Genomic DNA, 10894 nt, shown 5'->3' on the forward strand with positions numbered 1-10894 from the left:
CATGCCTATCGCCAACCCTGTGACCCGCTTCCTGTCCAAGGTGGACAATAAGGGTTGGGACCACACCGTCTGCTGGCCGTGGCTAGGGGCAGGAAAGGGGAACGGCTACGGCCACCTGACCCATAATGGCAAGAACGTGCTGGCTCACAGACGCAGTTACGAGTTGTTCGTTGGGCCGGTGCCGGAGGGCATGGACGTTTGCCACACCTGCGACAATCGCTGCTGCGTGAACCCCGACCATCTGTTCGTCGGCACCCGCACTGAGAACATGGCTGACGCCCGCGCCAAAGGCCGTTTGTCGGGAGGTCACCGCAAGCACCTAAAAGAGCATGCGGTCCAAGAAATCCGCCGTCGTCTGGCTGGCGGCGTCGATCCGCGCCGCATCGCTCACGATACCGGCGTCAACTACCACACCATCCAAAACATCAAACGAGGCGCCGCATATGTCGGGATCGGTCAATAAAACAATCCTTGTCGGACGACTGACGAAAGACCCAGAAATCCGCACTCTGAACTCTGGCGACCGCGTGGCCTCGCTGCGCGTCGTTACCTCCGAAACTTGGCGCGACAAGCAGTCCGGCGAGAAGAAGGAAAAGGCCGAGTTCCACAGCGTCGTGGTGTTCAACGAGAACATCGTGAAGGTCTGCGAGAACTACCTGAAGAAGGGCTCGACCGTTTACGTCGAAGGCTCGCTGCAAACCCGCAAATACACCGACGCCCAGGGCATCGAGAAATACTCGACCGAAATCGTCCTGCAACGCTTCAACGGCACCCTGACCATGCTGGGCGGGGGCGAGCGTTCCGGTGACGGCTTTTCTGGCTCGCGTGATGGCGGCATGGCCGGAGGCGGTGGCGGTGGAAGTGATCCGCAGTCGGAATGGGGAGGTTCTGGCGCGGGTTCCTTTGACGACTCAATTCCCTTCTAGGGCCTGACGGGGGCAGCCATGAACAGCAACAACCCATGCGTCATCATCCGCTCGAACGCTGACCGCCAACGCGCCGCTCTGTGGGCCTCCAAGGCTCCGGACGGCACCGTGGTCGAGTTCCGGCAGAAGAACCGCTCATTAGATCAGAACGCGGCCATGTGGTCGATCCTGACCCAGATCACCAAGGCCCGCCCGCACCACAACGGCGTGAAGATGAGCGCGGTGCTGTGGAAGGCGGTGTTCCTTCAGGCGTTGAAGGTTGAGCTGGTCATGCTGCCGACGCTGGACGGGGATGGGATGTTTCCGTTCGGCCACCGCTCCTCAAAGCTGACCGTGCGCCAGATGAGCGACCTTATCGAACTGATGCTGGCTTGGGCCGCAGGTCAGGGCATCGAGATCAAACACTTCGACGGCGACCAGAAGGAGGCCGCGTGATGACCAAAGACACCTACCTCGCCTTGAAAGCGCTCGCCGACCGCATCGAAACGCTGGAGCGCCAAGTCTCCCGTCTGCGAGACGCTGCGGCGGATGCTGATGCCCGCACGTGGAAGTCTCGCGCCCTCCAAGACAAGCACCCCGTTACGACCACAGGAGCCGCGTGATGACCGATACTGTGAATGTGCCGCTTAACTGTCGCCAACGCCTGAAATCTGAAGGTGAGGGCTACTACAAATCATCCTGTGCCGCTTGCGGAAAGTGGTCGCCAAAGGCCAGCCAGTGCGATGCCGCGCTAAAGGATGAACCTAGCGGTCCTGAGTGGTTTGGCGTGTCTGGAGCTATCAACGAGGCGGAGGCTTTGGCTGTGGCTCTGTTTGTCGTCAGATGCCCCGGTATGCGCATGACCGACGAAGATATGCACTACTACTTAGCAGCAGCAGAGAGCGCCCTTAGCGCAGTTTCTGCTGAGCTTGACGCGCCCGAAGCCCCGAAGGTGGAGCAGGAGCCGTTCGGGTATGCCTATGCGGTTCCGAACGACACGTATGTCCTGCTGCCAAACCCAAGCCTGGGCGGGCGCGTGGGCAAACCGCTCTACGCCCACCCCGCCCCGAAGGTGGAGCAGGAGCCTGTCATGGTTCCAGAGGTGTTTTGGTCATGGCTGGTCGAGCGTGGCTTGGCTCCTGACGATCCCGACTTTGACTGGAACGATATTGTCGAAAGCCTGAACGAGCATGAGAACGAGCTAATCCGCCCCGCCCCAGCCAGCGATGAACTGCTGGAGGCTTTGGAGGGGTTGGTAGCAGATTATGAGAGCGAGGGCGTGACTGGCCCGCTTATGAACTGCCTTCGTGACCTCGTTGCCAAGTACAAGGGGCCGCAGTCGTGAGCCACTTAGGACAGGTGCCCAAGTCTGAAACCTTGCGAGACCGCTTCGCTATGGCGGCTCTTCCGGCTGTCGTTCAGCTATGGGAGCCACGCCGCAATACGCCGAAGAGGATGGCTGAACGTGCATATGAAATGGCCGACGCCATGATGGAGGCCCGCAAGTGAGCGCCTTCATTGATGCGATAACTCTTCCTGTTGGTTTGATCGGGCTTTGGTTGTGGGTGGGATGCATCCGCCGCGCCATCAAGGAGGCCCGCAAGTGACTGACTTCCACACACGCCTAGCGTCCATGCTCGCCAAAGAAGCTGCTGACGCTGCGAAAGCCCCTGACCGAGCCGAGCGCATGGGCGATATGATTGAGGCCATCGCTCGCGGCCTCGGCTTCACGGTTGCGGTAGCGACTAACGGCGACCGGACTGGCACTGAAACCATGATTGCGGCTGCTGAACAGTACGCCATGGAAGAGGCTGTCGAGAAAGCTCCGTTGGCGAAGTTTATGGCGGGGGTGCGCAAGTGAGCCTGTCCCTCGAAGAACGGGAAACCCTGTACGCCGCCGCCAAGATCAAGGCCGCTCGCCGGAAGCGCGTAAAGGCCCAGAACACCAAGCCATCGCGGGGCAGGGAGCGGGACAACGGCTATCTGGCGTTCCTGCGCCGTCAGCCTTGCGCTGCTGCCCATCTCGGCGGGTGCGAGGGTGCCATCGAGGCCGCGCACATCCGGTATAACGACGGCCCCGGACGGCAGAACCCCGGTGGCGCACGCAAGAACCATGACAGACACGCCAATCCCCTGTGTTCAGCCCATCACCGGATGCAGCACTCGATGAGCGAGCGGGTGTTTTGGGAGGGGCGAGTGGGTGTGTGTGCCTACGACAATGCAGAGCGGCTGTATGCCGAATACAGGAGCGCAGCATGACCGACACCGCAAAGCTCAAGGACGGCTTCTATTGGGTGCGGCTTGGCGACGAGTGGGTGGTAGCTGAGAAGAGCTCTAAACACGGCCTCACCCAAGATACGTGCTGGTTCCTTAATGGCTTTGATCCGGCCCTGCATCCAAACGCATTTGACGAGATCGACCCCAACCCGATTGTTAGGGAGGCAAAGCAATGAGCCTGAGAGTTTTTGCCGTTCGCGTCGCTGAAACGCACGAGCCTGTGGGTATCTTTGTGGCCCGCAACGCCGCCGACCTACCGCAGTTGGTTGATGAGTTCTGTCCGACACAAGGAATGGAATTCCTAGAGATGGGAGCGGGCGGGATTTTCGTGAAGGCGACGGACGTACAGTGGCCGGACCTTCGCGAGCCGGAGGAAATGGAGGACACGCCATGGTCGCACGTGAGCGAACGCTGGGCTCTTCCTCTCACGCAGAACGACGGGTGGAAACCCATGGAGCCCCTATGACCTACGCATACACGCCTGAAACCCTAGCGGACCTGTGGGACGTATCGTCAGGCACCGTCCGCAACCTTGTCCGCGCTGGACAACTCAAAGCCTTCCGGATTGGGCGACAAATCCGCATCCGGCCCGAAGCTGTAGCCGAATACGAGGAACGCCAATGTCAGAGTGGCGCATCAAACTCTACCGAGGAAAATACGCCGCCGTCCGCTCGGTCAATGGCGAGACAGAACGGTACTCGCTTCGCACCGCCGATCTTGCAGAGGCCCAGCGCCGTCTAATCGACTTCCAGCTTCAACCGGAAGGGGAGTTGGTGCGCGACCTGATGGACGTTTACCTCAAGGACAAGCGCAAGACGGCTATCCGCTGGAAGGATTTGGAGGGCGCATGGAAACAGGCCGAGCCGACGTTCGGCCACCTGCGGCCCGACCAGATCACCCGCGACCTGTGCCGCAAATACCGCGACATGCGCTATGCCCAAGGCCGCAAGCCCGCCACCGTCCGCAAGGAGCTGGAGACGGTTCGCGCTGGCATGTTCTTCTCGAAGAAGGGCAGGGAGGCGATCTTTGAACTGCCGCCCCAACCCAAGGCCAAGGAGCGGTTCTTATCCAAGGACGAGGCCCGCCGTCTGGTGAAGGGCGCAAGGCCGTTCCCGCACGTCCGCGCCTTCATCGTCCTGTCGCTGACCACAGCGGCGAGACAGTCGGCCCTGCTGGAACTGACGTGGGATCGCGTGGACTTCAAACGGGGGCGGATATCGCTCTCGCTGGGTGATGATCTGGACGACACCCGCAAGCGCCGCGCAGAGGTGCCCATCAACCGCCGCGCACGGCTTTATCTGGAGGCGCTCTACCGCGCTCGCACCTGCGACTATGTGATTGAGTGGGGAGGCCACCGCGTGCTGTCGGTCAAGAAGGGCTTCAAGGCCGCTTGCGACAGGGCAGGGCTGGAGGGCGTAACACCGCACATCCTGCGGCACACAGCCGCTTCTTGGATGGCAATGGCTCGTGTGCCGATGCTGGATATCAGCAAATACCTCGGCCATTCGGACATCATGGTCACGGCCAGACGGTATGCAAAGGTTCACCCCGATTACCTACGTCAGGCGGCAGATGCGTTGGAATGGTAATTGTGGCGGTTCAAAAGCACCTAAGAGCAAATAGGGCGGCTGAACATCGGGCTTTGATTTTATTGGGAAAAGATGGTGGACGCGACAGGGATTGAACCTGTGACCCCCTCGGTGTGAACGAGGTGCTCTCCCGCTGAGCTACGCGTCCATCTCTGGAACGGCTTCGTATGAAGCGCGTCGGGAGGCGGCGATGTAGCCCGCGAATCTCCCGACTGCAAGGGTAAACTTATCAAATACCTGCGGTAATTGAGTTTTCCGGCGTTTCGTCGTCCGGATCGCCGGGCAGCCATGCGACGCGGCCGTCATAGATGTCCTTGTTCAGGATGCCTTCTTCCTTGGCCACGATGACGGGGACCAGCATCTGGCCGGTCACATTGGTGGCGGTACGCATCATGTCGACGATGCGGTCGATGGCGACGATATAGCCGATACCTTCCAGCGGCAGGCCTGCGGTCGACAGGGTCAGCGTCAGCATGACGATTGACGTCCCCGGAACCCCTGCCGTGCCCAGCGAGCCCAGAACCGCCGTCAGGCCGATCAGGATGTATTGGGTCACCGTCAGGTCGATCTGGAAATACTGGGCGATGAAGATGGCGGCGATGGCCGGATAGATGGCACCGCAGCCGTCCATCTTCACATTGGCACCCAGCGGCACGGCGAAGGCGGCGTAGGCCTGCGGCACGCCCAGACGCTCGACCGTCTGACGAAGCGTGATCGGCAGGGTGCCCAGCGACGACGAGGTGGCAAAGGCCGTCTGTTGTGCCGCGAAGGCCCCACGGAAGAAGCTGACCGCCTTGAGGCCGTGAACCTTCAACAGGCCCGAATAGACCACCAGAATGTGGAACAGGCAGGCGACATAGATGGCCAGAATGAACTTGCCGAGCGGCAGCAGGCTTTCCCAGCCATAGCCACCGACGACCGAACCGATCAGGGCGAAGACGCCGAACGGGGTCAGTTGGATGATCCAGCGGGTGATGCGGAAGACGATGGCCGCGCCTTCGTCCACCACGCGGCGGGCGGTCTGGGCGCGGTCGCCCAGCGCTACAAGGGCTGCACCCACAAAGGCCGAGAAGAAGATGATCTGCAGCACCTTGCCCTCGCTAAGCGCGGCAAAGGGATTGCGCGGAACGATATCCAGCAACACTTGCAGCGGCGTCGGGATTTCACGCGCCTTGACCTCGCCCAGCGGCAGATCGGTCAGGCCCACGCCCGGATTGATGATGTGGGCCGTCGCAAAGCCGACCAGAACGGCCAGAAGCGAGGTGACGGCGAACCAGACGATGGTCCGCACGCCCAGCCGCACTGCACCGACGCCTTCGCCCAGTTTGGCGATGGAACTGGCAATGGTGAACAGCACCAGAGGGGCCACCACCATGCGGATCAGGTTCAGATAGACGTCACCAATCGGCTGTAGAATGACGGGGGCCAGCTTGCCGAGCAGAAGGCCTGCCACCACCCCGAGCGCGAGGCCAGCGAAGGTGCGTTTCCAGAGGGGGATGGCAAAGAAGCGACGTATCATGGGTTCACCTGAGATCAGGTGGCCTATGTCTGGCTTTGCGCCCCATGCATCAACGGGGGGCAGGCTTAGAAGTTCTAAACCCAACCCTAGCTTTTCTGACTGTTAGGCGACTAGTTTGGCGAGTGCGGCTTCAAACTCGTCGTAGTGGTCGATGGTGATGTCACCGCCGATTTCGGGCACGGGAACGTCGCTGTAGCCGAAGCTGACGAGGATGCAGGGGATGTTGGCATCCTTGGCGGCGCGGGTGTCGGTGGTGGAATCGCCGACCATGACGGCCTTGGCCGGATCACCGCCGACCTTCAGCACGGCTTCGCGGATGTGGGCACCGTCGGGCTTCTTGGCCGATACGATGTCGGGGCCGACGATGGCCGCAAAGCGGCTGCTGATACCCAGAGTGTCCATCAGATTGGTGGACAGGTCCGTGCGCTTGTTGGTGGCGACGACCAGCGTCGCCCCGCGTGCGGCGAGACGGTCCAGAACATCGAGGCAGGACGGGAAGGGCGCGGTATCAACGGCGATATTGGCGTTGTAGTCGGCAAGGAAGGCGTCAAACAGCGCCTTGCTGTTCTCTTCCTTCCACTCGGCTCCGGCCTCGGCAAAGCCGTTCTTCAAAAGGGCCAGCGCGCCGTGGCCGACCAGATGGCGGGCCGCCGACACGGGGCGCGGTGGCAGGCCTTCTTTTTCCAGCAGACGGTTCAGCGTGCCGATCAGGTCGGGGGCCGAGTCCACCAAGGTTCCGTCCAGATCAAAGGCAATCGTCCAGCCTTCAAGATCGCGTTCGGCCATTGGTGTCTCCCGTTCAGGCGTTGGATGGTTTAGAGCCATTGCTGACTAGCCTCCGGGACGACTCATGACCAGCATTTCCACTCGCCGCGCCGCCATCATTCTTGCCGCAGGGCAGGGCACCCGTATGAAGTCGTCGCTTCCCAAGGTGCTGCACCCCGTGGGCCATCGCGCCATGGTGGACCACGCCATCGACGCGGCCGAGGCGCTGGGCTGCGAGAAGATTGTCGTTGTGGTGGGCAACCATTCGCCGGAAGTGCGCGCCCATATCGTGAAGCGTCTGGGCGAGGACGCTATCGCCGTTCAGGATCCGCCGTCCGGCACCGGCCATGCCGTCCGCGCCGCCGAAGAGGCTCTGAAGGATTTTGATGGCGAAGTGGTCATCACCTACGGCGACGTGCCGCTGCTGAAAGCCAAGGACATCGAGCCGGTGTTCGGCGGAAAGGGTGTCAGCGTCATCGGTTTCGAGGCCCGCGATCCGGGTGCCTATGGCCGTCTGGTCATCGAAGGGGAAACCCTGCTGGCCATCACCGAGGCCAAGGAAGCCACGCCGGAAGTTCTGGCTATCCGTGCCTGCAACTCGGGCGTCATGGCGGCCCCTGCCAAGCTGCTGTTCACCCTGTTGGCCGATGTGAAGAACGACAATGCCAAGGGCGAATACTATCTGACTGACGTGGTCGAACTGGCCCGCAAGGCTGGTCACGACACCCGCGCCGTGTTCGCTCAGGAAGACGCCGTCATGGGCGTGAACTCGCAGGCCGAACTGGCCGATGCCGAAGCCCTGTTCCAGAAGGTGCAGCGCGAAACCTTCATGGCCAATGGCGTGACCATGAGCGCGCCGGAAACCGTCCACTTCGCCTATGACACCCAGATCGCGGCTGGCGTCACCATCGAACCGTTCGTCGTCTTCGGCCCCGGCGCGGTGGTGGAAAGCGGTGCGCGTATCCGCAGCTTCTCGCACATCGAAGGGGCCAAGGTCGGCCCCAAGGCCGAGGTTGGCCCTTACGCCCGCCTGCGCCCCGGTGCGGACCTTGGCGAAAAGGTCAAGATCGGCAACTTCGTCGAGGTGAAGAACGTCACGCTGGGCACCGGTGCCAAGGCCAACCATCTGGCCTATCTGGGCGATGGTTCGGTCGGCGCGGGCGCGAACATCGGCGCGGGCACGATCTTCTGTAACTATGACGGCTTCTTCAAACACCGCACCGAGGTGGGCGAGGGCGCTTTCGTTGGCTCGAACAGCTCGCTGGTCGCGCCTGTCACCATCGGGGATGGAGCCATGGTCGGCTCGGGGTCGGTGGTGACGAAGAGTATAGGGGCGGGGGAGCTGGCGCTGGCGCGGGCACCGCAAGTCAATAAGGCCGGATGGGCCACGCGCTTCATGGAGATGATGCGCGCGAAAAAGGCTGCGAAGAAGTGAGTGACATCCAGAAGAAGAACGCCGGCTATGCCGCTGCCGAGTACGTAGAGGCGGGCATGAAGGTCGGCCTGGGCACAGGTTCGACCGCCGCGTGGTTCGTCAAGGCGCTGGCAGAGCGCAACCTGCCGGACCTGAAATGCGTGCCGACCTCGGAAAAGACCGCCGATCTTGCGCGTGAGCTGGGCCTGACCCTGTCCACTCTGGAAGACACGCCGCGTCTCGACCTGACCGTCGATGGTGCCGACGAGATTGGCCCCGAACTGGCGCTGATCAAGGGCGGCGGCGCGGCCCTGCTGCGCGAAAAGCTGGTGTGGGAGGCGTCTGACCGCTGCATCGTCATTGCGGACGAAGCCAAGGTGGTTGACCAACTGGGCCAGTTCCCGCTGCCGATCGAAGTCGTGGCTTTCGGCCACAAGACCACGGGGGCGCGCATCAATGCCGTGCTGGCCGCCCACGGTCTGGGCGAGGCCACCGTGCGTCAGGCCGACCGCGGAATGGTCCGCACCGACGGCGGCAATGTCATCTATGACGCGGCCAAGGGCGTGATCACCGATCCGGTCAAGCTGGCCGCCGACCTGAAGGCCATCACCGGCGTGGTCGAACACGGCCTGTTCCTCGGCCTGACCGACCTGGCCGTCATCGGCACGGATGACGGATCGCGCACGCTTTCGCGCTGATAATCTTATTTCGCGAGGGGAAGCGACACTGCGACCCCTCGCATCGGGCGATGCCTGCACCTAGATATTGGCCAAGTTTGTTTGGAGCCACCCATGTCCTCTTCCTATGACTACGACCTGTTTGTGATCGGTGCCGGTTCGGGCGGCGTTCGCGCGGCGCGGTTGACGGCGATGGGGGGCAAGAAGGTCGCTGTCGCCGAGGAGTATCGGGTTGGCGGCACCTGTGTGATCCGCGGCTGCGTGCCCAAGAAGTTCATGGTGATGGCGTCGGACATCACCCACCAGATCGAGGTCGCCGAAGGTTTCGGCTGGACCATCGAGAACGCGAGCTTCGACTGGCCCAAATTCCGCGACACCAAGGAAAACGAGATCGCGCGTCTTTCGGGCCTGTACAACGCCAACCTGTCTAAGGCGGGTGTCGAGGTCATCAATGGCCGTGCGGTGCTGAAGGACAAGCACACCATCGAGATTGTCGGGACGGGCCAGACCTTTACCGCCGAGAAGATCCTGATCGCTGTCGGTGGCCGCCCCTATGTGCCGGAGTTCCCGGGCAGTGATCTCGTCATCACCTCGGAAGAGGCCTTCCATCTGCCGGAACTGCCCAAGCGTATCGTGGTGGTGGGCGGTGGTTACATCGCCGTTGAGTTCGCAGGGATTTTTGCGGGCATGGGCGTCGAGACCACGCTGGTCTATCGCGGTCCGGGCATCCTGCGTGGCTTTGACGATGACGTCAGCTCGCACCTGACCCGCGAGATCGAGCGACGCGGGATCAAGGTGATGCTGAGCGCGGAACACACCTCTATCGAAAAGACCGAAACCGGCCTGATGAACACGCTGAGCAACGGCATCGCCTTCGAAACCGATGTGGTCATGTTCGCGACGGGCCGCGTGCCCTATGTGAAGGGGCTGGGCCTGGAAACGGCGGGTGTCGAGCTGAACGACAAGGGCGCGATCAAGGTCGACGAATATTCCAAGACCACGGCAGACAATATCTGGGCCGTGGGCGATGTGACCGACCGTGTGAACCTGACGCCTGTGGCCATCCGCGAGGCGGTGGCCTTCCACGAGACGGTCTTCAAGGACAATCCGCAGACCGTGGACCACACCAATATCGCAACCGCCGTATTTAGCCAGCCGCCCGTCGGCACGGTGGGCCTGACCGAGGCCGAGGCCCGCAAGGCCTGTCCGGGGGCGGTCGATATCTACACCGCCACCTTCCGCCCGATGAAATACGCCTTCTATGGTGCCGAGCACCGCATGCTGATGAAGCTGGTGGTCGATGCGACGTCGCAGAAGGTTGTCGGCTGCCACATCGTGGGTGACGACGCGCCGGAAATGATCCAGCTGGCGGGCATCGCCGTGAAGGCGGGCCTGACGAAGCAGCAGTGGGATGAAACCTGCGCCGTTCACCCGACGGCGGCGGAAGAGCTTGTGCTTCTGAAAGAGAAGCGCGTGGTCGAGCGCCTGCCCTAAGACAACAGGCGGTCACGGGCCGCGTTGACCCGCGCGGCCAGACCTTCGGACCCACCCTGATCGGGGTGGGTTCTTGCCATCAGGCGTTTCCATGCCTGCTGGATATCCTGTCGGGTAGCCTCGGGTCCGACGCCGAGGATTTCGCGCGCCTCGGCCAGCGACATCTGTGGTCCGGCGGGTTGGACGCGCTTGGGCTGAACGATACGGATGCGCGATTGCAGGACCAGATAGACCCCTGCGGCAAACAGGGCGAC

The 10894-nt window shown here is 62.2% G+C and carries 16 protein-coding genes, 1 tRNA gene and 2 pseudogenes; 15 read left to right on the top strand and 4 right to left on the bottom strand.

Translation table 11 applies throughout. The features are described 5' to 3' along the window. The first annotated feature begins 1 nt into the window (after position 1). From Q0Y42_RS11130 to Q0Y42_RS11180, 12 genes and pseudogenes are all read left to right on the top strand, one after another. The gene (locus tag Q0Y42_RS11130) at positions 2-463 is read left to right on the top strand and encodes an HNH endonuclease signature motif containing protein (protein ID WP_297803703.1); all 462 of its coding nucleotides are present in this window, start codon (positions 2-4) and stop codon (positions 461-463) included. Continuing rightward, a complete protein-coding gene (ssb, locus tag Q0Y42_RS11135; protein WP_297803705.1) occupies positions 444-926 on the top strand; it encodes a single-stranded DNA-binding protein in 483 nt (160 codons plus the stop codon). The genes Q0Y42_RS11130 and ssb overlap by 20 nt, the downstream gene beginning before the upstream one ends. Positions 927-944: 18 nt before the next feature. Continuing rightward, on the top strand, positions 945-1361 hold the full coding sequence (locus tag Q0Y42_RS11140) for a recombination protein NinB (protein ID WP_297803707.1): 417 nt from the start codon (positions 945-947) through the stop codon (positions 1359-1361). Continuing rightward, positions 1358-1528: a hypothetical protein gene (locus tag Q0Y42_RS11145; RefSeq protein ID WP_297803709.1), complete on the top strand. Its 171-nt coding sequence runs from the start codon at positions 1358-1360 to the stop codon at positions 1526-1528. Before Q0Y42_RS11140 ends, Q0Y42_RS11145 begins: the two co-directional genes overlap by 4 nt. After that, positions 1528-2250, top strand: a complete 723-nt coding sequence (locus tag Q0Y42_RS11150) for a hypothetical protein (protein WP_297803711.1) — start codon at positions 1528-1530, stop codon at positions 2248-2250. The genes Q0Y42_RS11145 and Q0Y42_RS11150 overlap by 1 nt, the downstream gene beginning before the upstream one ends. After that, positions 2247-2414 (top strand): hypothetical protein, encoded by a 168-nt coding sequence (locus Q0Y42_RS11155; protein WP_297803713.1) that lies wholly within the window; start codon positions 2247-2249, stop codon positions 2412-2414. Before Q0Y42_RS11150 ends, Q0Y42_RS11155 begins: the two co-directional genes overlap by 4 nt. Before the next feature lie 94 nt (positions 2415-2508). Next, entirely contained in the window at positions 2509-2766 is a 258-nt protein-coding gene (locus Q0Y42_RS11160) for a hypothetical protein (RefSeq protein WP_297803715.1), read from the top strand. Then, on the top strand, positions 2763-3164 hold the full coding sequence (locus Q0Y42_RS11165; protein WP_297803717.1) for a hypothetical protein: 402 nt from the start codon (positions 2763-2765) through the stop codon (positions 3162-3164). Before Q0Y42_RS11160 ends, Q0Y42_RS11165 begins: the two co-directional genes overlap by 4 nt. Continuing rightward, complete coding sequence (locus Q0Y42_RS11170; RefSeq protein ID WP_297803720.1) at positions 3161-3358, top strand: hypothetical protein; 198 nt, start codon at positions 3161-3163, stop codon at positions 3356-3358. Before Q0Y42_RS11165 ends, Q0Y42_RS11170 begins: the two co-directional genes overlap by 4 nt. Next, positions 3355-3648 (top strand): hypothetical protein, encoded by a 294-nt coding sequence (locus tag Q0Y42_RS11175; RefSeq protein WP_297803722.1) that lies wholly within the window; start codon positions 3355-3357, stop codon positions 3646-3648. Before Q0Y42_RS11170 ends, Q0Y42_RS11175 begins: the two co-directional genes overlap by 4 nt. Continuing rightward, positions 3645-3785: pseudogene (locus Q0Y42_RS14090) on the top strand (helix-turn-helix domain-containing protein); the annotation flags it as partial. The gene Q0Y42_RS11175 and the pseudogene Q0Y42_RS14090, both read left to right, overlap by 4 nt. Before the next feature lie 17 nt (positions 3786-3802). Next, entirely contained in the window at positions 3803-4771 is a 969-nt protein-coding gene (locus tag Q0Y42_RS11180; protein ID WP_297803724.1) for a site-specific integrase, read from the top strand. A 73-nt stretch (positions 4772-4844) separates the two neighbouring features. On the opposite strand, the gene Q0Y42_RS11185 is transcribed toward Q0Y42_RS11180, so the two are convergent. From Q0Y42_RS11185 to Q0Y42_RS11195, 3 genes are all read right to left on the bottom strand, one after another. Continuing rightward, positions 4845-4919, bottom strand: a tRNA-Val gene (locus Q0Y42_RS11185). Positions 4920-5000: 81 nt separating this feature from the next. Further along, the gene (locus tag Q0Y42_RS11190; protein ID WP_297803727.1) at positions 5001-6290 is read right to left on the bottom strand and encodes a dicarboxylate/amino acid:cation symporter; all 1290 of its coding nucleotides are present in this window, start codon (positions 6288-6290) and stop codon (positions 5001-5003) included. A 102-nt stretch (positions 6291-6392) separates the two neighbouring features. Further along, on the bottom strand, positions 6393-7076 hold the full coding sequence (locus Q0Y42_RS11195; RefSeq protein ID WP_297803729.1) for an HAD hydrolase-like protein: 684 nt from the start codon (positions 7074-7076) through the stop codon (positions 6393-6395). 64 nt (positions 7077-7140) lie between these two features. Here Q0Y42_RS11195 and glmU point away from each other — a divergent pair, with 64 nt between their 5' ends. From glmU to gor, 3 genes are all read left to right on the top strand, one after another. Then, the gene (gene glmU / locus Q0Y42_RS11200) at positions 7141-8490 is read left to right on the top strand and encodes a bifunctional UDP-N-acetylglucosamine diphosphorylase/glucosamine-1-phosphate N-acetyltransferase GlmU (protein ID WP_297803731.1); all 1350 of its coding nucleotides are present in this window, start codon (positions 7141-7143) and stop codon (positions 8488-8490) included. Then, positions 8487-9167, top strand: a complete 681-nt coding sequence (rpiA, locus tag Q0Y42_RS11205; protein ID WP_297803733.1) for a ribose-5-phosphate isomerase RpiA — start codon at positions 8487-8489, stop codon at positions 9165-9167. The genes glmU and rpiA overlap by 4 nt, the downstream gene beginning before the upstream one ends. A gap of 93 nt (positions 9168-9260) precedes the next feature. Beyond that, complete coding sequence (gene gor / locus Q0Y42_RS11210; RefSeq protein ID WP_297803735.1) at positions 9261-10640, top strand: glutathione-disulfide reductase; 1380 nt, start codon at positions 9261-9263, stop codon at positions 10638-10640. Here the strand turns inward: gor and Q0Y42_RS11215 are convergent. Further along, positions 10637-10894 (bottom strand): annotated as a pseudogene (locus tag Q0Y42_RS11215) (molecular chaperone DnaJ); the annotation flags it as partial. The gene gor and the pseudogene Q0Y42_RS11215 overlap by 4 nt on opposite strands.

The sequence above is a fragment of the uncultured Brevundimonas sp. genome, from assembly GCF_947305955.1.
Taxonomy (GTDB): domain Bacteria; phylum Pseudomonadota; class Alphaproteobacteria; order Caulobacterales; family Caulobacteraceae; genus Brevundimonas.